The organism is Sphingorhabdus lacus, from assembly GCF_009768975.1.
GTDB lineage: Bacteria > Pseudomonadota > Alphaproteobacteria > Sphingomonadales > Sphingomonadaceae > Sphingorhabdus_B > Sphingorhabdus_B lacus.
This window is the reverse complement of sequence record NZ_CP035733.1, coordinates 2,334,064-2,360,529: the sequence shown is the minus strand read 5'-3', so window position 1 is coordinate 2,360,529 and position 26,466 is coordinate 2,334,064. Positions and strand designations below refer to the sequence as shown.

Sequence of the window (26,466 nt, the reverse complement as noted above, 5' to 3'; positions counted from 1 at the left end):
CCGGTTTCGCAAACTATCCTGGTGAACGCAGCCGTTTGACGCGGGAAAACAGACCGGGGCTCGAAAATGGTTCAAACATCTGGTCGGCACGTTCGGGGTCGAGCGCCGCATTCTCGGCAATCGCCTTTTCCGCATCTGTAAGTTCCGGAATATCCAGCCGCACCAGACGGCGGCCATTGCCTTTGACCGTGTCGATGATGTGCCGCATGGTCTTTCCCTGTTCGAGAAGCTCGAGCACCTTTTCTTCGGAAAGTCCGCAATGTTCGGCCAGAAGCGAAGCACGCATTAATCGGATCGTCGGACCGGCGCTTTCATTGCCCGGGCGGGTCGTATCGATGAAAATGTCGCATTCGCTGTCCAGGCCCAGCGAACGGTTGTTCATATTCGCGGACCCGATGCGCAATATTTCGTCATCCACAATCATCAGCTTGGCATGGACATAGATCGGCTCACCCTGTTTGGTGTGCGGAACATAGATGCAGAACCGGTCCTTGGGGTCGTGCTTCCCTATGGCGCGCAGCAGCTGCGCGCGGGCGCCATCCATGGCCTTTTGTTCCAGCCACCCGTCCGCGGTCTCGGGGTTGACGACGATAATCTCGGGCGGGTCGGGTTCCGCCATACGCTTGGCGATGGCATCGGCGATTTTGGGCGAGGCAAAATACTGGTTCTCTGCGTAAATGAACTTTTTGGCGCGGGCGATCTGTTCCAGAAACAAGTGCTGGATCTCGCGGATTTCGGTGGCGTCCTTATATTCCGCACGGGTGCGCGCGATCCCCATTTCGACAAATTGATATTCGGCCTCCAGAAATTCGGGCCAGGGCGAGGCAGCATCCGTGGGGCAGGGTTCCATAGGATCACCACCGGCCAATTCCCAACGCGCCCGGCTAAGGACGGCGAGTGCAGCGGCGGCGTCGCCTTCGACCAGCATGGTCGTGTCATGCCAGGGGCCATAGAGCTTCCCGTTGGGGCGCTTGCGCCGTAGGTCGCCGTCGACATGTTCGGGGGTATCCCAGCGGTCTGCGGTCATGTCGATGCCACCGCACGCGGCCATCTTGTCGTCAATGACGACGATTTTCTGGTGGTGGCTGCATCCCACAGGATGCGCACTGTCGAGTTTGAACTGGATCTGCTTGTGCATCGCCCATTTGGCGACATCCACCATAGCCGACCCCCGTGTCATCAGCTTTAGCGCACCGAAATTCCATTTAAGCAGTTTTATTTCCAGCCCCGGCGTCCGGTCGGCCAGCCACAAAATGAAATCACCAAGCCGTTTGGGCGGGTCGCCTTTTTTCCGGCGGCTCCGGCTTAAATCGATACGTGTGTCGAAATCCCAACCGATCAGCATGATGCGGTGCTTGGCATTCATCATGGCGGCCTGGATGATCTCATAATAGGGTGCCGCGTCGACGACAGCATGCGCCCGCGTCGCTTTCGCATGGCACCAGATGCTCGGGCTTTCGGAAATGTCGGGGTTCATGTGGTCTCCTGCATCTTTCTATATGACAGCATCTAACAGGTCCTACCCAAATTTAACGACAAAAAGCTGACTCCACATTCTGGAAAAAGAAGATATAGAACAAAACATGAACATTAAGGCGATTCTATCTGCGCCCCCGTCCAACAGGTTGTGGCAGCAGTACCAGTCGGAGAAGCCGCAAAGGCTTCTGCCGGTCGGCGCGCCTTTGGTGGACCAGCGGCTGCAGGGGGGAATCGCGCAGGACGGTTTGCATGAATTTTTCGCGGCTGACCATAATGACGCAACTGCTGCTGCGGCCTTTGCAATGCTCATGGCGCTCCGCTTGCCCGAGACGGAGACGCATATTTTGTGGGTTTCGGGGGACAAGGAACGGCAGGCCTCGGGCCGGCTCTATGCGGCGGGTCTTGCGCAAATGGGTGCGGATCCCGCTCGCCTTTTGCTGGTTCAGGCGGCGGATATGCGCGATGCCTTGCGCGCTGCCGCCGATGGAATCCGTTCAAAAGCCGCAGGTGCCGTCATCTTGGAGGCGCAGGGCCATGCCCGGCTGATCGATCTGACATCGACGCGGCGGCTGGTGCTGGCCGCGCGCGAAGCCGGGGTTCTGGCACTTCTGGTGCGGGGTGATGCGGTTCCGATGCCCAGCGCGGCCACCACCCGCTGGCAAGTCCGGTCCGCGCCATCGCTGCCTCTACCCGGCAACGTGCCGGGCTTTGCAACATTCGACATCAATTTGCTGCGCCACCGCGGCGGCATTGCGCCTTTTGCGGCGAGAGTGACCTGGGATCATGGAGACAGAATTTTTCACGACGCGCCGTTATCTGGCGGTCTTTCTGCCGGTTCTGCCGGCGGAACGACTGATCCGGAGCTGCGGAGACAAAGCGCCTGACGTTCCTTTTGCGCTGATTGAAAAGCAGCGCGGGGCCATGCGGCTTGTCGCCTGCGATACGGCTGCGCTTGGGCTGGGCATGACGCCCGGCATGGCGCTTGCCGATGCGCGGGCGCGTGTCCCGGATCTGGCGGTATTTGACCATGATCCGCAGGCGGACAGGCAATTGCTCGAATGGCTTGCCGACGGATGCGAGCGCTACACCCCCAGTTGTGCTTTGGATCCGCCACAGGGTCTGATTCTGGATATTAGCGGCTGCGCGCATATATTTGGCGGCACCGAAGCGGCCCTTGCCCGGGATTTGAAAATGCGGCTGCGGCGTCATGGCCTGACCGCGCGTATCGCCTTGGGTGCGACACCGGACAGCGCGCGGGCCAAGGCCAGATTTGGTGTGCGGACGATAAACGCATTGCCGGTGCACGCGCTGGATTGCGACGCAAAGGTGCATGCCGCGTTGCAGCGGGCCGGATTGAAAACGGTCGGTGACCTTGCCGCGCGTCCACGTGCCGCCTTTGCCGCGCGCTTCGGTAAGGATTATGGCCGCACACTTGCGCGTCTGTTGGAGGAAGAGGATCCCCGCATTACGCCGCGCCGGGCCGCCCCGGTTATCCAGGTGGCGCTCAATTTTGCAGAGCCGGTGGCGCGCACGCAGGATGTAATGGCGGGGATCACCCATCTGGCACAGCAAAGCGCGATCCTGTTGCAGGAACGTGGCGAAGGTGGCCGGCGGTTTGAAATATCCCTGTTCCGCAGTGACGGTCATGTCGCGCGGCTTGCCGTGGATACCGGCACCCCGACACGTGATGCGGCTTTGCTCGACCGGTTGTTCGGGGAGCGGATTGATACATTGTCCGATCCGCTCGACCCGGGATTTGGCTATGACATGATCCACATGGCTGTTCCGCGCAGCGAATATTTGGCCCATGTGCAGGCAGGTCTTGAATCCAAGGTGGATGTAAAGGCGGAAAAGGCGGCGCTGATCGACCGGTTGAGCGTACGCCTGGGGCCGGAGCGTATCCGTCATTTTCACATGGGCAACAGCCATATTCCCGAACGTGCAACCTTTGAGCGTCCCGCGCAGGCCGGACCGCCATCGGCTTTCCGGACAACATCCCAGATGCAGGAACCGCAAATGCGGCCTTTCCGTCTGTTCGACCCGCCGCAGCCTGTGGAGGTGACGGCGCTGCTGCCCGATGGACCGCCACGCCAGTTCCGGTGGCGGCGTCATGTCCATCTGGTCCATTCTGTGGAGGGGCCTGAACGGATCGCGGCCGAATGGTGGCGGCGTCCTGCGGGGCATGAACCGGGAAAGGGCGGACTGACCCGCGACTATTACCGTGTGGAGGACAGTGAAGGCCGGCGTTTCTGGATGTTCCGGCATGGGCTCTATGGGGAGGGGGGTGACCCGCGTTGGTATCTGCACGGGTTGTTCGCATGATTGCCTACGCCGAACTGGTTGCTGCAACCCATTATTCCTTTTTGCGCGGCGCATCCTCTCCGGCGGAGATGGTGGTGCAGGCGGCCGCACTTGGTATGAAGGCACTTGGCATAGCCGACCGTAACAGTGTGGCAGGTGTTGTGCGGGCGTGGAGTGCGGTCAAAGCCGCCCGCGCCCAATCCCTATTGCCCCAAGGTTTCCGGCTTGTAACCGGCGCGCGGCTGGTCTTTGCCGACGGGACGCCGGATATTGTCGCCTATCCCCGCACCCGTCTGGGGTGGGGACGGCTGACCCGGCTTTTGACAACCGGGAATATGCGGTCGAAAAAGGGGGGCTGCATCCTTTATTTCGACGATCTGGCGGCGCACGCGCAGGATATACTCTTCATCCTTTTGCCTGTGTCCACGGCGCAGGAAAATACGCCGCAGGGCAGGCCTGTCCCCTATGATCATCATGACGGCAGCGAGGGGTTGCGCCTGGTGGAGCCAACGCCGCAGGGGATCGAGAATATTCTGCTGCGTCTGAAAAAATGCGCGCCCGACCGCGTCTGGTTGGGGGTGTCCATGCATCTTCAGGGCAGCGACAGGCGCCGGTTCGAACAATCCCGCCTTTTGGCCCAGCATTTGGGCGTTCCGCTGCTCGCCACGAACGACGCCCTCTATGCAGAGTGCCGGAACCGGCCCTTGCACGATGTCCTGACGGCAATATCCCTCGGCGTCCCTGTGGCACAGGCTGGTGCCCGACTGGACAGCAATGCGGAGCGGTATCTCAAATCACCCGGGCAGATGGCCGATCTTTTCGCACATTGTCCTGATGCCATTGCCGAAACGTCCCGCCTGTTGCGGCAGATCTCTTTTGATCTGGCGCAGCTGGGTTACGAATATCCGCATGAGCCCGTGCCGGAAGGCTGGGATGCACAAGGCTGGCTGGAACATTTGGTCATGACCGAGGCGCAGCGTCGCCATCCCGATGGGTTGCCGCCCAAATTGGCGAAGATACTGAAGGAGGAATTCCAGCTTGTCCGGCAGAAGAATTATGCACCTTATTTCCTGACCGTGCACGACATCGTCCGATTTGCCCGCACGAAAGAACCGCCCATCTTGTGTCAGGGAAGAGGCTCTGCCGCCAATTCGGTGATCTGCTATCTGCTGGGGATTACCTCGGTCGATCCTGTCGCCAACAATCTGCTCTTCTCGCGCTTTTTGTCGGAAGAGCGGGACGAGCCGCCCGACATCGATGTGGATTTCGAACATGAGCGCCGCGAGGAGGTCATGCAATATATCTACCAGCGGTACAAACGCCACCGTGCCGCCATCGCCGCCACCGTGATCCATTATCGTCCGCGCAGCGCGGTGCGCGAGGTTGGCAAGGCGCTGGGGCTGACCGAGGATGTGACGGCGCGGCTGGCGGGAACGATCTGGGGCAGTTTCGGGCGGGAGTTGCCCGAAGAGCGGCTGATGGAGGCAGGCTTTGATCCGGCCAATCCGCAGATTGCCCAACTGCATGCGCTGGTCGGCCAGTTGCTCGATTTCCCGCGCCATCTATCGCAGCATGTCGGCGGTTTTGTGCTCACCGAAAACCGTCTGGATGAAACCGTTCCCATCCATAATGGCGCCATGGAAGATCGCACTTTCATCGAGTGGGACAAGGACGATATTGCCGCGCTCAACCTGTTAAAGGTCGATATATTGGCGCTGGGGATGCTGACCTGTATCCGCAAAAGCCTCGACCTCATCCGGGAAAACGGATTGGGCGATTATCGTCTGGACAGCATACCGGCAGAGGATCCGGCAGTTTACCAGATGCTGCAAAAGGGCGATAGCATCGGCACCTTTCAGGTGGAAAGCCGCGCGCAGATCAACATGCTTCCCCGGCTGAAGCCCAAGGAGTTTTACGATCTGGTCATCCAGGTCGCGATTGTCCGCCCCGGGCCTATCGAGGGGGATATGGTCCACCCCTATCTGCGCCGCCGCAACAAGGAAGAGCCCGTCGATTTCCCTGCACCCGCCCCGCCGCATGACCCGCGGGAACTGTACGACATTCTTCACCGCACCTGTGGCGTGCCGCTGTTTCAGGAACAGGCCATGAAGCTTGCCATGGTTGCGGCGGCCTTCACCCCGGATGAGGCCAATGGATTGCGCCGCGCGATGGCGACGTTCCGCAATGTGGGGACAATGCCCGCCTATCGCGACAAGATGATCGAGGGCATGGTGCGCCGTGGTTATGAGCGTGATTTTGCCGAGCGGTGCTACAAGCAGATTGAAGGCTTTGGCAGCTATGGCTTTCCGGAAAGCCATGCGCAGGCCTTTGCCCATCTGGTCTATGTGTCGTCCTGGCTGAAATGCCACCACCCCGCCATTTTCACCGCTGCCCTGCTCAATTCCCAGCCCATGGGTTTCTACGCGCCCGCGCAATTGGTGCAGGATGCGCGGGCGCACGGGGTCGAGGTCCGGCCGATCGACATTAACTTCAGCCAGTGGGACAACAGCATCGAAGATGGGGCCTTGCGGCTGGGATTCCGGCAGATCGATCATTTCCGGCAGGATTGGGCCAGGGCAGTTGTTGCCGCACGGCCCTTTGCCTCCATGGAGGACCTCGCGCACAAGGCGTCCTTGCCGTCGCGCGGCCTGCATCTTTTGGCCGATGCCGATGCGCTGCGGTCCTTGGGCCTCGACCGCCGCGCCGCCGGATGGGAGGCGCGGCGGACGCCGTCGGACCAGCTTCCCCTTTTTGCCGCAGCGGATGCGCGCGAACTGGCCGAAGAGATGGACGCCCGCCTACCCGTCATGCCGATGTGCGAGCATGTGGCTGCGGATTACCAGATGACGCGGCTGTCGCTGAAAGGGCATCCGATGCAGTTTCTGCGTTCGGTATTTGCGCGCGAGGGGATATTGAGCTGTGCCGAGACCGACAAGGCGCGGCATGGTTCTCGGGTGAAGACTGCCGGGGTCGTGCTGACACGGCAGCGCCCGGGGAAGGGCAATGCCATTTTCATCACCATCGAGGATGAGTCGGGCGTCATCAACGCCCTTTTATGGGCACGCCTGTTCGAGCGGCAAAGGCGCGCTGTCATGGGCGCGCGCCTGATGGTGATCGAAGGGGAAGTGCAGCGCAGCAAAGAGGGTGTTGTCCACCTGATGGCGACGACGATTACCGACCGGACGCATGAGCTGGACCGGCTATCCGAAGACCATGATCCCAATGTTCCGCTCAGCCGATCGGACGAATTTGCCCGTCCTGTCGCCCCCCGTCATGGCCACCCGCGCGACGTCCGCATCCTGCCGAGATCGCGCGATTTTCATTAGGCCTGGTAACGCGCAAGTGCCCCCAACTTACGCGGCATCCTTCGCAGCGCGCCGTGCGGCGAGTTCGGCCACGGATGTGGCGCGCATAAAGGGATTGGTCGCCTTTTCGAGAGCGATGGTGGTCGGCACTGTCGGTTCCCCCCGATCGCGCAAGGCGACAACCTCTGCCATGCGCTGCACCAAAGCGGTGTTTTCCGGCTCGACGGTGAGGGCGAAGCGGCCATTGCTCAAGGTATATTCATGGGCGCAGTAGATGGCGGTGTCGTCGCCCAGCGCTTCGAGCGCGCGCATATTGCCAAACATCTGCTCCGCCGTGCCCTCGAACAAACGCCCGCAGCCCATTGCGAACAATGTGTCGCCGACAAAAGCGGCTCCATCTTCGGCGAAGTGAAAGGCGATATGGCCTGCCGTGTGCGCCGGGACATCAAGGACATCAGCGGTCACATCGCCCAGCCGCACAGCATCGCCGCCCTTCACCTGCACATCCAATGTAGGGATACGCCCCGCTTCGGCGGCAGGGCCTGTGATCGTGCAGCCGGTGGCCTGCTTTATCTCGGCATTGCCGCCGGTGTGGTCGGGATGCCAGTGGGTGTTCCATATCTGCGAAATCTTCCAGCCGAGCTCTTCCGCCTTTTCCAGAACGGGGGGTGCAACGGCAGGGTCGACCACCATGGTCTCCCCGCTCACCGGTTCGTGGACCAGCCAGACATAATTATCGGACAAGACCGGAATGCGGACAATCTCCAGCGCCATTACCAGCTCCCGACATTGGGCATGCTGACCCAAGGCTCCGCAGGCTCCAGATGGCCTTCCTGCAGAAGTTCGATCGAGATGCCGTCCGGTGTGCGGACAAAGGCCATATGGCCATCGCGCGGCGGGCGGTTGATGGTGACACCTGCATCCATCAGCCGCTGGCAGGTCGCGTAAATATCGTCGACCCGATAGGCCAGATGCCCGAAATTCCGGCCGCCGCTATAATCTTCCGCAGGGCTGCCATCGGCGGGCGGCCAGTTGTAGGTCAGCTCGACTTCCGCAATCCCGTCCTGGCCGGGCGCGGCGAGAAAGATGAGCGTGAAGCGCCCCGCCTCGCTGTCGAAACGCCGCACTTCCTCCAGCCCGATCAGTTTAAAAAAGGCGACGGTCGCGTCGGGGTCGGTGACGCGGATCATCGTGTGCAGATATTTCGTCGCCATTATAACTCCATTCATCTCTATTAAGGCACGGTTCATCGCCGATGCATTAGCGGACCGTGCAGTGGGTCGACGCAACAAATGGACCCTGACAGCATCCGGCGCAAGGGGCGCACAGGGCTGCGGGGCAAAATTTTCTAGGATCAGATCATGGGTGATGAAGGTGGCGATAAAGAAGGATCGGGCTGGCTGGGCAGACTGACCGCCAATCAGGGTAAGGCATGGCTTGCAGGCACCGCGCTTTTGGCGACGGGTCTTGTGGCGGGTGGCTATCTGATGGGTGACGGGCTGGTGCGGATGAAACAGTCCGATCGCGCGGTGACCGTCCGCGGGCTGGCGGAGCGCGATGTGACCGCGGACCTTGCCACATGGACGATCGCCTATTCGGCAAAGGCGGGCGATTTGCAATCGGCGCAGGCCAAAGTCGACGGCGACACAAAGGCAATCCGCAGCTTTTTCAACAGCCTCGGTTTTGATGCCGATGCCCTGCAGCCAACCGGCGCCAATGTCTCGCAATATAATGAAAACGGCATTCCCACCTATACGGTGAAGCAGCGCCTGTCGCTGCGTACCACCGACATCAAAAAGGCCGAAGCTGCCGTGAAGCGCCAGTTTGATCTGGTCAAAAGCGGCGTCGAGCTGGAGGAGGGATCGGGCATGGCCTACACCTTCACAAAGCTGAACGCGATCAAGCCGGAGATGATTGCCCAGGCCACGAAAGATGCCCGCAAATCAGCCGAGCAGTTCGCAAAGGACAGCGGCACCGGCGTCGGCAGCATCAAATCGGCAACCCAGGGCTATTTCGAAGTTACCGCCCGCGATGGCGATAGCGCCGGTGGCTGGGGCGTTTCGGATTCGCCTTACAAAAAGGTCCGGGTCGTCACGACCGTCGAATATTATCTCGACTGACCATCCACAGGCGGTGTTGGGGAAGGCCCCAACGCCGCCAACTGGGCCTTCGCACTTGTGGCTTGCCGGCTGTTGGGCGCGATGGCCAGAACTTGCTCCCATTGCTTTCGGGCACTGGCGTCGTCGCCCGCGGCGATCGCAATATTGCCCGCCTCCAGCGCGACCGCCGGATCACGCGGGCCGAGTGCGGCGGCAGTCTGGATAAACCGCAAAGCATCGGGCAGCTTGTTTTCCCGCCGCGCCAGGGTTGCCGAAAGGAGCCATGCGGCAGCATTTTCAGGTGCCAGACCCCGCGCCGTCGTCAGCGCTGCTTCCGCCTCTCCATTCCGGTTTAACCCGACAAGCGCGCGGGCCCGGTCAATTTCGGTATCTGCTCTTTCGCCCGGGGTCAGCGTCGTCGCTGCCAAAGCCCTGCTCAACGAGTCCAGCGCGACATCCAGTTCGCCCACGGCAATCGCCGCATTGCCGGCCTGCGCCCAGAAGCGGGCGGCGCGGTCGTCTTGTCTGGCTTCGGCGCCACGGGCCGCCTCGGTCAGAAGCGGGACCGCCAGATCAAATTTGAAATCCGTCGCCAGAGCATAACCATGGCACGCACGCGCCAGATAGCCGCCCCCCTTTTGTGCCCAGTCGCTCGCCTGTGTCACGGCGGAAGGCGCATCGGTCACCGCCTGTTTGAGACATTCGCTAAATTGCACCTCGTCCAGCGTCGGAAGCGGTTGGGCCGACGCAGGTGTGGCGGTTTGCAGAAGGAAAAGGGGAAGCAGAAGCATAGTCAATCCAAGAAGCCGGCGCGGCACAGATCCGCGTCAGAGTTTCGCCACCACATCAATCAGCAACGCAATATCCTGATCGCGCGACAGCCGGTGGTCTCCGTCCTTTATCAAAAGCGTCTGCACATCGGCTGAACAAAGACAGGCAGCGAGCTTCAGCGAAATCTCCCACGGAACGTCGGGGTCCTGCTGCCCATGGATAAGCCGTACGGGGCAGTGGATTGCGACACGGTCGGTCAGTTGCAGATTATCCTGACCGGATGTCCAAAAATCTTGGGTAATGACCATGGCGTCATAACCATAATCGCTGGGTCGCTCGATCCGTCCCTTGTCCAGCAAGGCGGCCTTATCGGCTGCGTCAAAATCCCAATCGGTAAAATCAGGGGCCGCCGCAATACCGACCAGCGCACGGACTTGGCCGCCAAGAGCTTGCGCCACCAAAAGCATCAGCCATCCACCCATAGACGACCCGACGAGAATTATAGGCCCGGTGACGACCGCAGCGATGACCGCGCAAACATCGTCGCGCCAGACATCAAGGGTTCCCGATTCAAATTCGCCGTCGCTTTCACCGCAACCGGAATAGTCCAAGCGCAACATGGCCCGATTTTGCGTTTGCGCCCATGCGGCCAGCGCCTGCGCTTTGCCGCCCTGCATATCGGACATATAGCCCGGTAAAAACACGATGGTTGGGCCTTCGCCGCGAAGATGGCGATAGGCAAGACGGGTCCCGTCCGGACGATTCAGAAACTGGACAGGCGGTTCGACCAGCGTCAAATCACCCAATCAACGGTCAAGGTTTGCGCAACATCCTGCCCCTTTGCCCGGCGCTGTTCGACCATGATCGTGTTCAGCCGTTTGACGGTGTCGCTTCCGGACGTGATGCACATCCCCGGAATGATCGCGTGCACAAGTGCCTTCATCCCGCCCCAGATCATCGCGAAGCCAAAGCGGCTTGCGACGCCGAAATGCTCCAGATAATTTTCATCTACGCTTTTGGGGTGATCAATGAACAAGCGGCGAAACATGGTCGGGTCAGTCTCCTTTTGCGCCCCATAGCGCAGCGTCATTCAAAATCAAAGCCGAAGCCCGATTTCGCTTTTCGGTCTTGCGTGCACATGGTCTTCAGTTCGGTCCACTCGGTCGCGGTCAGGGCAGGCTTGTAATTCTTGCCTTTCACAATGCTCTTCTCGAACGCTTTCTTGCGCTCGCGCGATAAAGGGTGGCTCGACATATAGCCCGCAATTCCCTGACCTTTGTCTCCACTTCGGGCGCTGCCGTCCAATTCCGACAATCGTTCAAAAAAGGAAGCCGTGCCAACGGGCGATATTTCCGCCTTGCCCAGCGCTTTCATCGAATGCGCGTCAGCCTCGGCCTCTGAATTGCGGCTGTAGCTCATCGCCAGCATATTGTTCACAAGTGCACCGCTATTTCCGTCTACGCCGCCCAGCACAACCGCAAGGCCCATTTGCCGCAGGAGCGCCTGCATCACATGCTTTTCGCGCACATGCCCGATTTCGTGCGCAAGGACACCGGCAACTTCATCGGGCGAACGGGCCTGTTTCACCAGGCCGTCAAACAATATCACCTTGCCACCGGGCAGGGCGACGGCATTGATCATATCGATCTTGGCGACCTCAACCTGAAGATCTTGCGGGTTGGAATCGAGCGAGTTGACCAGTTTTTTCAGTGCAGCGTCCCCGGCGGGCGTGCTGCAGAAGCGTCCACCAAAATCACCCACGAGCGCATCGCCCAGTTTCTCGTCCACGCTGGACGGAATGAGCGGCGCCAGCCATTGCGGACTGAGCAGGACCACCGCAACCGCAGCAGCGCTTGCAAGCGTGAAGGCGATGGTCGCCTTGCCAAGGCCCAGCCGGTCAACCCACCCGCCATATTTGCGATGCGCAGGCAGAAGCTCCGACAATTCGCTTGGAACGGGCCCCGACAGCATAAGCCGCCAGCCGTCCACATCGGCGAGGCCGTAAACGTCGACATTCTCTTTGCGGGTTACATATTCGACATCGGAAAAGGAAAAGGGGCCATGCCGCCGCTCGTTTTCCAGCAAGAAGAACTGGCGTCCGATTGTCTGGATTTCCACCTTCCGGCGCACGGCGCTCCGCCCGTCATAATGCCAAACGTTGAAAAAGGTATCCATCGGTCAGATCGCGCCGACATCAAAAGCGTCGAGCAAGCCTTCGCCATGTTTCGACACAATGGTTTTGGACTGGGTCAGCTCGTCAATATTGATATCGCCATAGGCTTCCATATGGTCGACGAAGAATTTCCAGTTGCGATAGGGCATGAAGATATAGCCGATACCCAATGTGCAAATGACGATTGCCATATTGGCGAGGAAGAAGAGTATCCAGTCCGGCGCGCGGGCGCGGAAGTCAAATTCCAGATTGTGAAGGCGCAGGCCACCCACCGCGAGACGGAAATATTTGCTGTAAAAGGCCAGGGCCGCCAGCGGCAGGATGATATAGAGGCTTAAAACGGCAACAACCACAATAACGACGCCCACTGCCATACCGGCGCCACCTACTGCGCCAAGTTGGTCACCCGAGGCTGCAGCAACGATGACCATTGTGATAATGCCTGCAACCAGCAAAAATGGCACCAGATAGAAAAGAAGATACCGCTTCATAAGCGGCTTCCAATCCGCATTGGCTTCGAAGCGGTGGGGGCCAAAGCTCATCGCGTTCCAGCGTTCGTTCCACAGCGAAATCATCGACCAGGGCACCAGCAGGAAAATCGGCAACCAGCCCACAAAGCTTTTCCACATATAGGAAAGCCCATACCGAAATCCGGGGTCATTACTGCCCCCGCGGATCCCGCGCCAATAGGTGCGGCTCAGCCGGTAACGAAGCGCGCGGAAATAGGCGACGCCGGTAAGATAGAACAGCAGCAGAAACATGACGAGCGTGATCACGCCCGCAATCACCGTTTCCCCGCGGAAAATAAGCCCTTGGGAAATAAGCTGGATAACGATGAAGGGCAGGCCGAGCAGCAGGAATACCATGATGAAGCCGATGAACAGCTCCATACCCTTGCCGGTCCATTCCAGCCGCTCGTCAATGAAGTCGGTCTGTGCCCAAAGATATTCACGTTCGCGGGTAGTTGCCCAGAAACGGTAAATGCCCAAAGTGACGATGGACAGTAAAAGGTTGGGGAATGCAATTTTGGCAAATTCCTGCCAGCTTCCATGGAAACGGAATGCGCTGTGGCGCTGTGTCAGGTCTTCACTCATAACTATATTGCCCCCGAAAATCCGGCAAAACATGCGCGGAAGGGCTTGGACTTGTCAAGAAAAGCCATGTCAAAGGGACGACGCGCTTCGACAAAAGCGCGCCGTACCGATAATTATTGAACGGTAACCGTCACCGCCCGGCGGTTTTGGGCCCAGCTTTGCTCGTCCGAGCCAAGCGCCTGCGGACGTTCCTTGCCATAGCTGACGGTCTGGATCCGGCTGGCATCGACGCCCACGGAAATCAGATAGTTTTTCGCCGAATTTGCCCGGCGCTCGCCCAATGCAAGGTTATAATCACGCGTTCCGCGCTCGTCGGCATGGCCTTCGACCGTTATGCGCGTATTGGGGTAGCGTGCGAGCCACTGTGCCTGCCGCTGCAAGGTTGCCTGATCTTCGGTATCGACATTGAACCGGTCAGTGTCGAAGAAAATACGATCGCCAAACTGGCCGACTGTTTGCAGAAAATCTTCCTGACTTCCCGGAACAACCGCACCTGTGGTCGGCGTTGTGTCGGTTGGCTGTGTGCCATAATCCGTGCCTTCGGCCGCGGGTGGCAGAACGTCCACTTTCTTTTTGCCGCATCCCGCGACAAGCGCGGTGGAGGCCAGCAATAGTGCCGCCATCTTGACTGTGTTGCTTTTCATCAGCTTACTCCTTTTTCTCAGCCCCGCTTGATATCCAGATAGTAACGCCCTCAGGGCAAAACAGGTCCCCAGGCCGGATCTGATCCATCGACCGGGGTCGGCAACTTGCGTTCGTTCGATCCGGTCAAGTCTACCTGCCAAATGCTTGTTTTACCACTGCCTTTCGCCGTGCGGAAAAACTGGATGACGCGGCCGTTGGGCGCCCAGGTGGGGGCCTCATCCTGCCAGCTGTCGGTCAGCAGGCGTTCGCCCGAGCCATCGGGCCGCATCGTGCCGACGCGGAAATCCCCCGCGATGCGCGTGTAGGCAATCAGGTCGGCGCGCGGGCTCCATTCGGGTGTTGCATAGCGGCCTTGGCCAAAGCTGATCCGGCGCTGGTTCGTGCCGTCGGCGTTCATGACGTAGATTTGCTGGCTGCCCGAACGGTCGCTTTCAAACACGATCTGGCGGCCGTCGGGCGAAAAGCTGCCGCCGACGTCAATGCCGGGCGAACTGGTCAGCTTAACCGGCGTGCCGGTGCCCGATGCCGAGATTTTATAGATATCGGTGTTGCCCGATACCGCCATCGAATAGAGGATCGTCTGCCCGTCGGGTGACCAACGCGGCGCGAAGGTCGGGTTACGCGATTGCGTAATCAACCGCTGCCGTCCGGCGTCGATATCATACACATAGATACGCGGATTGCCGTCGACATAGGACAGATACAGGATCGATTTGTAATTGGGCGAGAAACGCGGGGTCAGCGCGGTCGACTGGCCATTGGTGATGAAGCGGTGGTTGGCACCGTCCGAATCCATGATGGCAAGGCGCTTGACCCGTTTGCCCTTGGGACCGGTTTCGGCAATATAGGCAATGCGGCTATCGAAAAAGGGCAGTTCGCCAGTCAGTTTCGAATAGATCGCATCGGCGCATTTATGCGCGGCGCGGCGCCACTCACGGGGCGGCACGTTAAAGCCAAGGCGTGTTGTTTCGTTGCCAAAGCCGACATCATATAGATAACAGCCGACGGTCAGATTGCCGTCGCCGCCCACGCGGACAAAGCCCTGCACGAGCTGTTCGACCGGACGTGCTTTCCAATAATCGAATTGCGGTGCGGTGACTTCGGGCAGGGTAATCGCGCGCAGGCCATTGGGCCCTTGCGTTTCAAACACGCCCGATGCGCGCAAGTCGGACGAAATCACTTCCGCAATCTGGCGACCCAGCGCAGTGCTGTTGCCCGCAGCCGTGTCGGCGGGCGCGGGCGCAACGAGGGCAGGGACGGCGATGGAGCGGACCCTGTTTTCAACATCAACCTCAATAAGCTCTGGTTCATCGCTGCCGGAGGCGGTTGGAGTCTGCGTTGTTGGTTGAGCATTTGAGCCGTTAGCTGCCAAAACAAACAGGCCTAAGAAAAATGTCACTTTAAATATTATATGGTTTTTCATAGTCCACCTATTTGAAATTGACCTTTAGTTGCACTCGATGACCTTTCCAAACCTCATACTCTTCCGGGTCGAGATTGTAAGGCGAAGCAGCTTTCAGGCTTTGCAAGACGCACCGTTTCATTTCATCAACCTGCGCCTCATTTGAGGGTGTAATTCCTTGCACGTCATAAACGTTTGCGCTGACTAAATTTGCAGATGGGCTGATGCTCAGCGACACAAATACCCTTAGCGAGCTATTGTCGCTGGTCCTTGGTGCGCAAGAAGGAATAAGTGGTCGGACTTCGGCAGCAATTGTTGTATTTGTTGCACTTCGAATGACGGATGCACTGCGTGCCGCCGGGGTTCCAACGGCCTTGCCCGCGCCCGGTGCTTTGCCGATGGCGTTGATGCTGTCTTCGAAACTTTTGCTCAGCCCGCCCGGCTTGGCAGGCGTGGTGCCTTTCCCGCTTTTTGCAGCGGCAGTGCTGGTCTTGCCAGGGGGCTGTTTGACGGCGACTTTCTTGGTCGCCACTTTTGCCGGGGGCGGTGTTTCGCGGGGCAAGGGTTTGGGCACAGGCTTGGCCTGCGGCTTTTCGACCGGCCGCTCGATCTGCATCGCCGGGCTTGGTGGCGGCTCTGCAGGTTCGGCCTCGGCGGGGGCGGGGGGTGCGGATTCTTCCTGGATCGCGTCCGGCGCGGTCGAGACATCGGCAATCTCGCCGACCAGCGAGACCGAGATGGCTTCAGGCTTGGTGACGGGTTCTGCGGACATCATCAGGCCAAGCGCCATCGCGCCGAGCAGCACGACATGGCCACCAACGGCAGCGCCTAATCCCAGTTTCTCCGCCCGGTCCATCGCCCTACTGCCTAGTTTTCACCAGATGAACCTGTGGTGACCAAGCTGACACTGTTCAGCCCCGCACGGTTCAACTCGCCCATCACCCGCATCATCTGGCCGTAGCTGATCGTCGTGTCGCCGCGCAGCATGATCTGCCGCGGCGTGGTTTCATCTTGCGCGGCCGCAATTTCTTCCAGCCGTGCGGGCAGGTCACCCGGGCCGACTTCGGTTCCGTCGATGAAGGTCACGCCATCCTTGTCGATGGCGATCTCAATCGGTTCGTCCTTCTGGTCCAGGGCATTGGCGCGGCTTTCGGGAAGCTCGACCGGCACGCCGGTGACCAGCAAGGGGGCCGTCACCATGAAGATGATGAGCAACACCAGCATGACATCGACCAACGGCGTGACGTTGATCTCCGCCATCGGCGCGCGCCGCCCGCCCCGACCCCGCCTGCGTCCACCGCCGGAGGATAGGTTCATCGCCATCAGTTGCTTTCCCGTTCCAGTTCGCGGCTCAACGTGCCGTGGAATCCGTCGGCAAAGCGACCCATGCGCGCCTCATACTGGTTCAGCCGGTGCGAAAAGCGGTTGTAGGCGATGACCGCGGGTATTGCGGCAAAAAGGCCGATTGCGGTGGCGAACAATGCCTCGGCAATGCCGGGGGCGACCACGGCGAGCGAGCTGTTCTGCTCGGCGGCGATGGCCGCAAAGCTGCGCATGATGCCCCAAACGGTGCCAAACAAACCGACAAAGGGTGCAACAGAACCGGTCGTCGCCAGAAAGTTCAACCGGTTGGCGAGCTTGTCGGTTTCGGCCGCAATGGTTGCGTCCATCGCCGTTGCCAGCCGTTCGCGCGTACCGGCGCGGTCGATATTCTTTCCATTGGTCGATCGCCGCCATTCCGCGACCCCTGCGGTAAAGACGCGAGCTACGGGCAGTTCGCTTTTGCTATGGCCGCTGTAAAAGCCGTCAATGTCGCTGCTCGCCCAGAAATCCCGTTCGAACTTTTCGGTCTGGCTGTTGATCCGCGCCATCTTCACCGTGAAGCTGATGATGATCGTCCACGCCCAAATGCTCGCAAGTGCCAGTCCGATGATCACCGCCTTGACCACCCAGTCGGCGTCCATGAAGAGTGTAATCGGGGAAAAATTTACCGCTTGCGCTGCCAAAACCAGATTCATGGGATTCCTTATACTGCTTTACGGTTCAAAATCGGCTGGAACGCTGCCACCCATTCGGCGGGTTGGCGGCGTGGTTTGCCGTCGGGGGATACGAAAGCGGCCGTGACGGTCGCCTCCACCAATATTTCACTACCGCGCGTGACTGTTTGATGAATATCGCAACTGGCGGCGCGAACTGCCTCTACCGTGCTGACAACAACTAGCGCATCGTCAAAATGTGCCGGACGGCGGTATTTGATATGCATTTCGGTCACGGCATAGGCGCCAGCGCCCTCTTCATGCACGCGCCGTTGGTCGATGCCGACGCACGCCAACATGTCCGAGCGTGCCCGTTCCATGAAGTGCAGATAGCGTGCATGATAGACTACGCCCGAAAAATCGGTGTCCTCGAAATAGACGCGGACCGCAAAATAATGCCGCGTGCCGTCAAAATGGCCTTGATAGGGTTGGGGCGGGGACATTGGTCAACGGCTTACCGCAAGGATTCACAGACCGAAAGGGGGTTTGGCCCGCAAATCCTCAACTTATCGCCTGAAAGAGTCGCTCTGCCTGTCGATCTCATTCCCTTGGCGGATATTCACCATCATCACCGGTAATGCAGTAGCCCTCCCTGCATATTCCAGATCTTTCTATGAGTGCGCGTGTTTCCTTGACCACAACACAATCAGCATGGGCGTCAAAGTCAAAATAGAGATAAGGAAGCATCGGGCGCTTTCTCTCTTCTTGCGCTAAAAATGCTTCAAGTCCCTGAGTGTCAATAGCGGCTTCGTTTAATAAAACATGGCCGCTGTGTGTGACTTCGATTTTATGTTCGACTATCTGATGCGGTGACGGGATGCTTTCTGCGGGAACCCAGACATCCGACGGTCGGCCACAATGAGGCTCGATCATTCTTGGCACACTGCAACCCGATATCATAAGAGCGATTAAAGTCAGGGCACCACGTTTCATTTATCAAACAACCCGTCCTGCGAACCGGCAGGCGGGTTGAGGCCCAGATGCTTCCATCCCGGGGCATTGAGCGCTCGGCCACGCGCGGTGCGGGCGATGAGGCCGAGTTGCAACAGATAGGGTTCCACCACATCCTCGATTGTATCGCGTGGTTCCGACAAACCGGCGGCTAGCGCCTCGACACCGACCGGACCGCCCCGGTAAATATCGGCAATCATGTGCAGATACCGCCGGTCCATGGCATCCAGTCCCAGCGCATCGACCTCCAACCGGTTAAGTGCGGCGTCCGCAATTTTTGCGGTGACCACCGGTTCGCCTGCAACATTGGCGAAGTCGCGCACACGGCGCAGCAAACGACCTGCGATGCGGGGTGTCCCTCGTGCGCGCTTAGCAATCTCATTCGCACCGTCGGGCGCAATGCCCAGATCGAGCAAGCGGGCAGCGCGGGTCACAACCAGTTCCAGTTCGGCATGGGTGTAGAAATTCAGCCGCACCGGAATGCCGAAACGGTCGCGCAACGGCGTCGTGAGCAGTCCCTGCCGCGTTGTCGCCCCGACCAGCGTGAAGGCGGGCAAATCGATCCGCACCGACCGCGCCGATGGCCCTTCGCCGATCATGATATCAAGCGCGCGGTCCTCCATGGCAGGATAGAGAATTTCCTCGACCACCGGACTTAGCCGGTGGATTTCGTCGATGAACAAGACGTCGCCATCTTCCAAATTGGTCAGCAGCGCGGCCAGATCGCCTGATTTTGCAATGACCGGACCTGACGTCGCGCGGAACCCGACACCCATTTCCTTGGCCACAATTTGCGCCAATGTGGTCTTGCCCAAGCCCGGTGGTCCGAAAAACAGGACATGGTCAAGGGGTTGCCCGCGACCTTTCGCTGCCTCGATAAATACCCGCAAATTATCCCGTGCCGCGGCTTGTCCCACAAATTCGGCAAGCGTCTTCGGACGCAGCGCAGTATCCATATCTTCTGGGCGCTTGTCGGGCGTGGTTAGGCGTTCATCTGGGTTCATCGTGAAGCCTTCTTCAACGCCAGCCGGACTAGCGCATCCAAACTCGCATCCGCCCCCAATTCCTCGACCGCCAAGGCCACGGCAGCCCCCGCCTCGCCGGGTTTGAAGCCAAGATTGGCAAGCGCCGACAGGGCATCGCCCGCATGGCCGCCGCTGGCCGTTCCACCAGACATCAGTTTTGCCCCGCCGCCAATTCCCGCAAGCGCGCCGACCTTATCCTTCAATTCATTGACAATCCGGCTGGCGAGTTTTGGCCCGACGCCATTGGCGCGCGCGACCATCGCGGCGTCGCCGCTACCAATCGCAAGCGCGAGATCCTGTGGTTCGATGGCGGACAATATCGCAAGCCCCACCTTGCCGCCCACACCCTGCACCCCTGTCAAAAGGCGGAACCAGTCGCGCTCTTCGCGGGTGGCAAAGCCGATGAGGCGCATGTCGTTCTCGCTGACCTGCATTTCGGTGAATACGGTAGCGAAGTCGTCGGCCTTTCCAAGCGCCGCCAATGTCCGCGCGCTTGCTTGCACCAGATAGCCGACGCCATTTACGTCGATGACCAGATGGTCCACGCCCGTTTCGTCAATCCGGCCATATAGCTTTGCGATCATGCCTGCCCCTTCATATCTAATGGTTAGCGCGGCGTAGACTCGAGGGCAAGAAAAAGAGAACAAGATGCGAACTTTGCTTGGACTTCCCTTCTGCACTTTAGGGAGCTATCGGAAGAGTACAGGCTGGGGGGCTTATGCGCAGGATACATAGAACGGGACTTTTAATCGCGGCGTTGGTTATGGCACAGCAGGGCCAGGCCCAAACACCCAATCCGGAAGAGGCCAAGCCTTGCAACGAGGCTGAGGTCATGATGATGATCGGACCCAACAGCAAAGCGACCGATTTGCTACTCGCCTGCGCTCAAGTGCCCGACCAGACCCCATTCAAGATCGCAAAATCGCGGTTTCGCAGGTTCCAGCTTCTGCAAGCCATGCAGCAAAATGCGTTGGCCGAAGCGGAACTCGTTGCCCTGACCACGCCCCCGCTTTCAGAAAAGGATGTGTTTACCGGCACAGCCAGCGGCAATATCCTGTTTGGTGGAAAACGGTCCATTGGCGCTACGCAAATAGCCTTGCTGGGGGCGCGTGCGAGTTATCGGGTGTTTGAAAAGGATCTTGCTGCTGGGGTTCCGTTGGCGGACAAGGCGATTGCCCTTGCGGGACATGATCCTGCCTTTGTCTTCGATGTTGCCGCCGCCTATGCGGCCAAGGCCAAGGCCGCTTATCTGCAGCAAAATACGACGGAGATCGTCGCGAACAGCGTGCGCGCCTATTTGCGCGGCGTAGAAGATCCGTGGATTAGCGATATCATCAAGCAGTTGCCGGCCGACACCCAAGCGGCCCTGCAAGCGCAGCGGACTGCTTTGCGCAATGGCGCAGGGGCCTATGCCTTTGCAATAAGCCCGCAAGCGCAAACGTCGGACAAGATCGAAACGGCCAAGCGCGTGGTCACCGAAGGAATTATGGCCTTGAAGGCATTAGAGGATTTCGAGCAAAACCAGCTCGGGTTACGTTAGTTTTTTAACCCCGCATATGATGGGCGTGGGTAATCGCCACGGCCAGGGCATCGGCGGCATCCGGTCCGGCCAGTTTGAGGCCCGGTAGCAAGATGCGCAGCATCGCCTGGATTTGTTCCTTATCCGCCTTGCCTGTGCCAACGACCGATTTCTTCACCAGCCGTGCGGCATATTCGGTTACAATGACCCGCGCCTTTGCGGCCCCGAGCAGAACGACCCCGCGCGCCTGACCCAGCTTTAAGGTGGATTGCGGGTTTTTGTTCACGAACACTTCTTCGACCGCCACGGCATCGGGACGGAAGCTGTCGATTACGGCATTCAGCTTGGCATCAAGCAGCAACAGGCGGTTTGCCAGCGGCAATTTGGCGTCCGTTTCAATCTCGCCATTGTCGATGTGGGAAAGGCGGTTGCCTTCCTTGCGAATGACGCCCCAGCCGGTTGTACCCAGGCCGGGGTCAAGTCCGAGGATGATCATACCCGAAATCCGTTCGTGTCGAGCGAAGTCGAGACAGCGATCGGTCGTGCGCGACATAGCGGCATCTCGACTGGGCTCGATGCGAACGGCACTGGGTGCTTAGCCAAGCTTCGCCATGACCTCGTCGGACATGTCGTAATTGCCCCAGACCGTCTGAACATCATCATCGTCTTCCAGCGCGTCGATCATCTTCAACAGGGTCGCGGCATTGGCTTCGTCAACTTCCACGAGGATTTGCGGTTTCCAGGCAAGCTTCGCGCTCTCGGCTTCGCCAAGGGTCGCCTCGAGTGCCTTCGAAACTTCGTGCAGGCTGTCCATCGCCGTCCAGATGCTGTGTTCGTCTTCGCCCGATTCCACATCTTCGGCGCCCGCCTCAAGCGCGGCCTCGAACACATGGTCGGCATCGCCGGCACTTGCGGGATAGGTGATCAGGCCCATACGGTCGAACCCGTGGCTCACCGCACCTGACGCACCCAGATTGCCGCCATTCTTGCTGAATGCCGTGCGCACATTCGTCGCCGTACGGTTGCGGTTGTCGGTCAGCGCCTCGACGATGACAGCAACGCCGCCCGGACCATAGCCTTCGTAGCGCACCTCTTCATAATCTTCGCCGCCGGCGGCATTCGCCTTGTCAATCGCGCGCTGGATATTGTCCTTGGGCATCGACTGCGCCTTGGCCGCGTTGACCGCCAGCCGAAGGCGTGGGTTCATGTCGGGATCGGGCATCCCCATCTTGGCCGCAACGGTGATTTCGCGGCTCAGCTTGGAAAATTGGGCCGAACGTTTCTTATCCTGCGCGCCTTTGCGGTGTTGGATATTTTTGAATTTACTATGGCCTGCCATGGCTCTTTTCTTTGAAGCTAAAGTGAACTGAAGGCGCGCCCTTACATCAGGGACGGGGTCGAGGGCAACTGTTCAGCTATCCGGGATTCAATCTGGTGATGTCCCAGCGCTGCAATTGCTGTCTCCCCGATACTCGAAACCGTCCACAAAGCCCAATTGACGAAGGCGATACCGGCGAGGGCGGCTGGCGAGGAGACATTTTCGGCAATCAAAGGGATCGCGTGAAGGCAGAGAATGGGGAAGATCGAAAAAATAAAATAGGCGCTACGAAGATTGTCAAAAACAGCCCGTCCATTTTCGAGCGTATCTTGCAAAGTGATGTGCGCTAAACGGGATGCACGCCGCATCGCATGAACCAGAAAAGGCAATGCTGCGGTACTTAATATCAGCCTGAAGAGCGCATCACTCCAATAGCCAGCCTCTTCATCAAAGTGCCCGATCATATAGGACATGATTTCCGCTCCTCCGGTGAACAGAAGTCCGAATAAAAATGTCCAAAGGAACCATCCGCCAAATGAACCTTGCGGGTTCATAGGCGTTTCGACCAGCTTCCGGCTCAACAACCAATAGGTCCAAATACTGAGCGTCACACCGGCGATACCCAAGACGAGATACCAATTGTCCCGATCCGAATTTGAGGCTGGGGCGGGGTAGAGTTCAATCAGGGCGAAAGGTAGATAGACAATAAGATACAATATCCAGAGCCATGCTGGAATTGCACCGGAAAATGCAAGCCTGCAGGCAGCTTTTAGAGTATCTTTCACCGTCGATTATTGCCCGCGGCTCAGCGCTAACCCAGCTTCACCGCTGTGCCCGATGCGGTGACCATCAGCATCGATCCTTCCTTGCCCAGCACCTCATAATCCAGGTCGATGCCGATGACGGCGTTCGCGCCCAGATTGCGGGCTTCGTCGGCCAGTTCGGCAAGCGCGGTCTGACGGGCGTCGCGCAGGGAGTTTTCATAAGCGCCCGAGCGGCCGCCGACGATGTCGCGGATACCGGCGAACAAATCCTTGAAGATGTTGGCGCCGACAATGACTTCGCCCGTTACAACGCCAAGATATTCGCGGACGGGTTGGCCTTCGATGGTGGAGGTGGTGGTCATCAGCATAAGGAATCTCCTTTTTGGGGGTGACCCTTTATGCCAGACCCAGCGCCGACTTGTAAGTGTCGAGAACGGCTTCCATCTCCTGCCGGTCATCGTTGCTCATTTTACGCAGGCGGACAATCTGGCGCATGATTTTGGGATCATAGCCCTGGCTTTTCGCTTCGCTGTAGACATCGCGAATATCGTCGGCGATGCCCTTTTTCTCTTCTTCCAGCCGCTCGATACGCTCGATAAAAAGACGCAATTGATCGGCGGCGACATTGCCATCGGACATGATATTCTCCTGTTAGTTGGATGGGCGCCGATGGTTGTCGGCGGCCCGAATCAGATTGGCACCCGCTTAATGCGACGCTGCATTCTTCGCTATGCTTTCCTGCATGCGTTGCAGCTTTTCCGGTGTCGCCTCGCTTTGGTAGCGGGTCTTCCATTCGGCGGCCGGCATGCCGTGGATCAGTTCGCGTGCCTCGTCCTTGGTCAGGGTGCCATCGGCTTCCATCACCCAATCGGCCAAACAGTTGCGGCAGAAACCGGCGAGACCCATCAGGTCGATATTTTCGGCGTCGTGCCGGTGCTGCAAATGTGCGACGAGACGGCGAAATGCAGCGGCTGCGGCGTGGTCGGTCAGTTCTTTCATCGGTGAATACCTATTCTTGTCACGGGAAGGCCTTTCGCCTTGATTCCCATGTGCTATAGCCGCTTACGAAACGATTTCCAGTAACGGAGCGGATGCTTGACTCACTATACGAAACCACGCGCCCGCAAGGTGCGTATTCTCGCCACGCTTGGCCCGGCCAGCGATACGCCCGAGATGATCGAACAGTTGTTTCTTGCCGGTGCCGACGCCTTCCGTATTAACATGAGCCATGGCGAGCAAGCCGACAAGGCGAAGCTGATCGAGCATATCCGCGGGCTTGAGAAGAAATATGCGCGGCCGACCACGATCCTCGTCGATTTGCAGGGTCCAAAATTGCGCATCGACAAATTTGCCGGCGGCAAGGTCGAATTGAAAACCGGCGCGAAGTTCATATTGGACGCCGATACGAAGCCGGGTGATGCGAGCCGCGTCTATCTGCCGCATCCCGAAATCTTTGCCGCGCTGGAACCGCAGACCCGGCTGTTGCTGGATGATGGCAAGATGGTGCTGCGCGTGCTGAACGTCAGCCCGCAGCGGATTGAGACCCAGGTTGAGGTTGGCGGCATGCTGTCCGACCGCAAGGGGCTGAATGTCCCCGATGTGGTGGTGCCTGTGGCTGCGTTGACAGAGAAGGACAGGTCGGACCTTGCCTTTGCCGTCTCGCAACATGTCGACTGGATCGCGATGTCCTTTGTGCAGCGCCCCGAAGATGTGGCCGAAGGCAAGAAGCTGATCGGCGGGAAGGCGTCGTTGCTGGCGAAGATTGAAAAGCCGGCGGCGATCGGGCGGCTCGAGGAGATTTTGGAGCTGGCCGATGCGGTGATGGTGGCGCGCGGTGATCTGGGCGTGGAACTGCCGCCCGAACAGGTGCCGCCTTTGCAGAAACGGATTGTCAGCACCGCACGGCGGATGGGCAAGCCGGTGGTTGTTGCCACGCAGATGCTGGAGTCGATGATCACCTCGCCCTCACCCACACGCGCCGAAGTGTCGGACGTGGCTACGGCGATTTATGACGGGGCGGATGCGATCATGTTGTCGGCCGAGACCGCCGCAGGGGCCTGGCCGATTGAGGCGGTGTCGATCATGGACCGGATCGCGATGCAGGTCGAAAGCGACCCCGATTACCACGCCCGCGTGCAGTTCACCAAGATCAGCGCCGATGCGACCACCGCCGATGCCCTCGCGGCGTCTGCGGCGCAGATTGTGCAGACCATTGATACGAGCGCGATCATCTGCTTCACCTCGTCCGGATCAACCGCGCGGCGGATCGCGCGGGAACGGCCGATGGTGCCGGTGCTCGTCCTGACATCGCATATCGCGACCGCGCGCAGGCTGGGCTTGCTCTGGGGCGCGCATAGCGTGCGGACCAAGGACATTGGCAGCTTCGAAGAAATGGTCGCCAAGGGCCGCCGCATGGCGCTGCGCCACCATCTGGGTACCGCAGGCGCGCGGATCATCATCATGGCGGGCGTTCCCTTTGGTACGCCGGGCTCGACCAATGTGCTGCACATCGTCCGCCTGACCGGGGACGAGCTAAAGGGTCACTAAAAGGCCTAAGCCGGGATGAGCAGGCTGCTGTCCCCATAGCTGTAGAAGCGATAGTCGTTGGCGATGGCATGCGCATAAGCCGCCTGCATCGTCTCGCGCCCCATCAGCGCGCTGACCAGCATGAACAGCGTCGATTTCGGCAGGTGGAAATTGGTCATCAGGCCCTGGATCGCCTTGAAGCGATAGCCGGGCGTAATGAAAATGTCGGTGTCGCCCGAAAAGGGATTGATGGTGCCATCCGCATCCGCCGCACTTTCGATCAGCCGGAGCGACGTCGTCCCCACCGCAATCAACCGCCCGCCCTTTTCGCGCACGCTGTTGAGGCGATAGGCCGTGTCGGCGTCGATCTGCCCCCATTCATGGTGCATCCGGTGCTCGGTCGTATCCTCGGCCTTCACCGGCAGAAAGGTGCCCGCCCCGACATGCAGCGTCAGCGTCGCTGTCTCGATCCCCGCTGCCTCGATCCCCGCCATCAACTCGGGCGTAAAATGAAGCGATGCCGTGGGCGCCGCCACCGCGCCATCCTTTTTGGCGAACATGGTCTGGTAATCCTGCGCATCGCGTTCATCGGTTGGACGCTTCCCCGCAATATAGGGAGGCAACGGCATGGTGCCCGCGCGTTCGAGCAACAGTTCGACCGGATCGTCGCCTTCGAAATAGAGCGTGAAACTTCCGTCCTCATGCCGCTCTTCGGCGACAGCCACGACATCGCGCCCGAAATCGACACTCTCCCCGACCCGCAGGCGTTTGGCGTTGCGGATAAAGGCCTGCCACCGGCGCAGATCGATACGCTTGTGCAAGGTGGCCCCGATTTTGGCGTCGCCCCTTGTGCCCTCCAACTGCGCCGGAATGACGCGTGTGTCGTTGAAAATCAGGCAATCGCCTTTGCGAAGCAGGTCCGGCAGGTCGCGCACGACATGGTCGGTCAGGCCCTGCTGCCCGTGGATATGCAGCATCCGCGCGGAATCGCGCGGTGCGACCGGTCGAAGAGCGATCCGCTCGGCGGGTAAATCAAAATCAAACAGGTCAACACGCAT

30 protein-coding genes are annotated in these 26,466 nt (G+C 59.4%); 6 read left to right on the top strand and 24 right to left on the bottom strand.

What is annotated here, in order from left to right; translation table 11 throughout:
• Window positions 1–13 precede the first annotated feature (13 nt).
• Complete coding sequence (locus EUU25_RS11080) at window positions 14–1,477, bottom strand: phospholipase D-like domain-containing protein (protein WP_158900977.1); 1,464 nt, start codon at window positions 1,475–1,477, stop codon at window positions 14–16.
• Window positions 1,478–1,583: 106 nt separating this feature from the next.
• On the opposite strand from EUU25_RS11080, the gene EUU25_RS11075 reads away from it, so the two are divergent.
• Genes EUU25_RS11075 through EUU25_RS11065 form a run of 3 tightly spaced genes read left to right on the top strand, consistent with a single transcriptional unit; the run spans window position 1,584 to window position 7,106 of the window.
• Complete coding sequence (locus tag EUU25_RS11075) at window positions 1,584–2,363, top strand: ImuA family protein (protein WP_158900975.1); 780 nt, start codon at window positions 1,584–1,586, stop codon at window positions 2,361–2,363.
• A complete protein-coding gene (locus EUU25_RS11070; protein ID WP_158900973.1) occupies window positions 2,263–3,801 on the top strand; it encodes a Y-family DNA polymerase in 1,539 nt (512 codons plus the stop codon). Before EUU25_RS11075 ends, EUU25_RS11070 begins: the two co-directional genes overlap by 101 nt.
• A complete protein-coding gene (locus EUU25_RS11065; RefSeq protein WP_158900971.1) occupies window positions 3,798–7,106 on the top strand; it encodes an error-prone DNA polymerase in 3,309 nt (1,102 codons plus the stop codon). The genes EUU25_RS11070 and EUU25_RS11065 overlap by 4 nt, the downstream gene beginning before the upstream one ends.
• A 27-nt stretch (window positions 7,107–7,133) precedes the next feature.
• Here EUU25_RS11065 and gloB read toward each other — a convergent pair whose 3' ends face one another.
• Entirely contained in the window at window positions 7,134–7,859 is a 726-nt protein-coding gene (gene gloB, locus EUU25_RS11060; protein ID WP_158900969.1) for a hydroxyacylglutathione hydrolase, read from the bottom strand.
• On the bottom strand, window positions 7,859–8,299 hold the full coding sequence (locus EUU25_RS11055) for a VOC family protein (RefSeq protein WP_158900967.1): 441 nt from the start codon (window positions 8,297–8,299) through the stop codon (window positions 7,859–7,861). The genes gloB and EUU25_RS11055 overlap by 1 nt, the downstream gene beginning before the upstream one ends.
• A 147-nt stretch (window positions 8,300–8,446) precedes the next feature.
• Here EUU25_RS11055 and EUU25_RS11050 point away from each other — a divergent pair, with 147 nt between their 5' ends.
• A complete protein-coding gene (locus EUU25_RS11050) occupies window positions 8,447–9,205 on the top strand; it encodes an SIMPL domain-containing protein (RefSeq protein WP_158900965.1) in 759 nt (252 codons plus the stop codon).
• On the opposite strand, the gene EUU25_RS11045 is transcribed toward EUU25_RS11050, so the two are convergent.
• From EUU25_RS11045 to ruvA, 14 genes are all read right to left on the bottom strand, one after another.
• A complete protein-coding gene (locus EUU25_RS11045; protein ID WP_158900963.1) occupies window positions 9,193–9,975 on the bottom strand; it encodes a tetratricopeptide repeat protein in 783 nt (260 codons plus the stop codon). The two genes, EUU25_RS11050 and EUU25_RS11045, sit on opposite strands and share 13 nt — an antisense overlap.
• 36 nt (window positions 9,976–10,011) lie before the next feature.
• Window positions 10,012–10,752, bottom strand: a complete 741-nt coding sequence (locus tag EUU25_RS11040; RefSeq protein WP_425505217.1) for an alpha/beta hydrolase — start codon at window positions 10,750–10,752, stop codon at window positions 10,012–10,014.
• Window positions 10,749–11,003, bottom strand: coding sequence for a DUF6356 family protein (locus tag EUU25_RS11035; protein WP_158900959.1), 255 nt, complete (start codon window positions 11,001–11,003; stop codon window positions 10,749–10,751). Before EUU25_RS11035 ends, EUU25_RS11040 begins: the two co-directional genes overlap by 4 nt.
• A gap of 38 nt (window positions 11,004–11,041) precedes the next feature.
• Window positions 11,042–12,130, bottom strand: coding sequence for a M48 family metallopeptidase (locus EUU25_RS11030; RefSeq protein ID WP_158900957.1), 1,089 nt, complete (start codon window positions 12,128–12,130; stop codon window positions 11,042–11,044).
• Between the two features lie 3 nt (window positions 12,131–12,133).
• Window positions 12,134–13,222 (bottom strand): YjgN family protein, encoded by a 1,089-nt coding sequence (locus EUU25_RS11025; protein WP_158900955.1) that lies wholly within the window; start codon window positions 13,220–13,222, stop codon window positions 12,134–12,136.
• 113 nt (window positions 13,223–13,335) lie between these two features.
• On the bottom strand, window positions 13,336–13,866 hold the full coding sequence (gene pal, locus EUU25_RS11020; protein ID WP_158900953.1) for a peptidoglycan-associated lipoprotein Pal: 531 nt from the start codon (window positions 13,864–13,866) through the stop codon (window positions 13,336–13,338).
• A gap of 50 nt (window positions 13,867–13,916) precedes the next feature.
• Entirely contained in the window at window positions 13,917–15,290 is a 1,374-nt protein-coding gene (gene tolB, locus EUU25_RS11015) for a Tol-Pal system beta propeller repeat protein TolB (RefSeq protein ID WP_158900951.1), read from the bottom strand.
• Between the two features lie 7 nt (window positions 15,291–15,297).
• On the bottom strand, window positions 15,298–16,125 hold the full coding sequence (locus EUU25_RS11010) for a hypothetical protein (protein WP_158900949.1): 828 nt from the start codon (window positions 16,123–16,125) through the stop codon (window positions 15,298–15,300).
• Window positions 16,126–16,136: 11 nt separating this feature from the next.
• Window positions 16,137–16,592, bottom strand: coding sequence for a protein TolR (gene tolR / locus EUU25_RS11005; RefSeq protein ID WP_158900947.1), 456 nt, complete (start codon window positions 16,590–16,592; stop codon window positions 16,137–16,139).
• Window positions 16,592–17,287: a protein TolQ gene (tolQ, locus tag EUU25_RS11000; RefSeq protein ID WP_158900945.1), complete on the bottom strand. Its 696-nt coding sequence runs from the start codon at window positions 17,285–17,287 to the stop codon at window positions 16,592–16,594. The genes tolR and tolQ overlap by 1 nt, the downstream gene beginning before the upstream one ends.
• Window positions 17,288–17,295: 8 nt before the next feature.
• Entirely contained in the window at window positions 17,296–17,748 is a 453-nt protein-coding gene (gene ybgC, locus EUU25_RS10995; protein ID WP_158900944.1) for a tol-pal system-associated acyl-CoA thioesterase, read from the bottom strand.
• A 97-nt stretch (window positions 17,749–17,845) separates the two neighbouring features.
• Entirely contained in the window at window positions 17,846–18,238 is a 393-nt protein-coding gene (locus tag EUU25_RS10990; protein ID WP_158900942.1) for a hypothetical protein, read from the bottom strand.
• Window positions 18,235–19,260, bottom strand: a complete 1,026-nt coding sequence (gene ruvB / locus EUU25_RS10985; protein ID WP_158900940.1) for a Holliday junction branch migration DNA helicase RuvB — start codon at window positions 19,258–19,260, stop codon at window positions 18,235–18,237. The genes EUU25_RS10990 and ruvB overlap by 4 nt, the downstream gene beginning before the upstream one ends.
• The gene (gene ruvA / locus EUU25_RS10980; RefSeq protein ID WP_158900938.1) at window positions 19,257–19,865 is read right to left on the bottom strand and encodes a Holliday junction branch migration protein RuvA; all 609 of its coding nucleotides are present in this window, start codon (window positions 19,863–19,865) and stop codon (window positions 19,257–19,259) included. Before ruvA ends, ruvB begins: the two co-directional genes overlap by 4 nt.
• 179 nt (window positions 19,866–20,044) lie before the next feature.
• Between ruvA and EUU25_RS10975 the strand changes: the two genes are divergently transcribed.
• Window positions 20,045–20,821, top strand: coding sequence for a hypothetical protein (locus EUU25_RS10975; RefSeq protein WP_158900936.1), 777 nt, complete (start codon window positions 20,045–20,047; stop codon window positions 20,819–20,821).
• 4 nt (window positions 20,822–20,825) lie between these two features.
• Here the strand turns inward: EUU25_RS10975 and ruvC are convergent, their stop codons facing one another.
• The 6 genes from ruvC to EUU25_RS10945 all read right to left on the bottom strand — a co-directional run bounded on the left by ruvC (window position 20,826) and on the right by EUU25_RS10945 (window position 23,881).
• A complete protein-coding gene (gene ruvC, locus EUU25_RS10970; RefSeq protein WP_158903347.1) occupies window positions 20,826–21,296 on the bottom strand; it encodes a crossover junction endodeoxyribonuclease RuvC in 471 nt (156 codons plus the stop codon).
• A gap of 99 nt (window positions 21,297–21,395) precedes the next feature.
• Window positions 21,396–22,139, bottom strand: a complete 744-nt coding sequence (locus EUU25_RS10965) for a YebC/PmpR family DNA-binding transcriptional regulator (protein ID WP_158900935.1) — start codon at window positions 22,137–22,139, stop codon at window positions 21,396–21,398.
• A 41-nt stretch (window positions 22,140–22,180) separates the two neighbouring features.
• Entirely contained in the window at window positions 22,181–22,903 is a 723-nt protein-coding gene (locus tag EUU25_RS10960; RefSeq protein ID WP_158900933.1) for a hypothetical protein, read from the bottom strand.
• A gap of 26 nt (window positions 22,904–22,929) precedes the next feature.
• Window positions 22,930–23,250, bottom strand: coding sequence for a heavy metal-binding domain-containing protein (locus tag EUU25_RS10955; RefSeq protein WP_158900931.1), 321 nt, complete (start codon window positions 23,248–23,250; stop codon window positions 22,930–22,932).
• A 28-nt stretch (window positions 23,251–23,278) separates the two neighbouring features.
• Entirely contained in the window at window positions 23,279–23,521 is a 243-nt protein-coding gene (locus EUU25_RS10950) for a DUF2312 domain-containing protein (protein ID WP_143777477.1), read from the bottom strand.
• Window positions 23,522–23,587: 66 nt separating this feature from the next.
• Window positions 23,588–23,881: a DUF1244 domain-containing protein gene (locus EUU25_RS10945; protein ID WP_158900929.1), complete on the bottom strand. Its 294-nt coding sequence runs from the start codon at window positions 23,879–23,881 to the stop codon at window positions 23,588–23,590.
• Window positions 23,882–23,977: 96 nt separating this feature from the next.
• On the opposite strand from EUU25_RS10945, the gene pyk reads away from it, so the two are divergent.
• Window positions 23,978–25,429, top strand: coding sequence for a pyruvate kinase (pyk, locus tag EUU25_RS10940; RefSeq protein WP_158900927.1), 1,452 nt, complete (start codon window positions 23,978–23,980; stop codon window positions 25,427–25,429).
• 5 nt (window positions 25,430–25,434) lie between these two features.
• Here the strand turns inward: pyk and queA are convergent, their stop codons facing one another.
• Window positions 25,435–26,466 carry a tRNA preQ1(34) S-adenosylmethionine ribosyltransferase-isomerase QueA gene (queA, locus tag EUU25_RS10935; protein ID WP_158900925.1) on the bottom strand — a complete coding sequence of 344 codons (1,032 nt, stop codon included), beginning with the start codon at window positions 26,464–26,466 and terminating at the stop codon, window positions 25,435–25,437.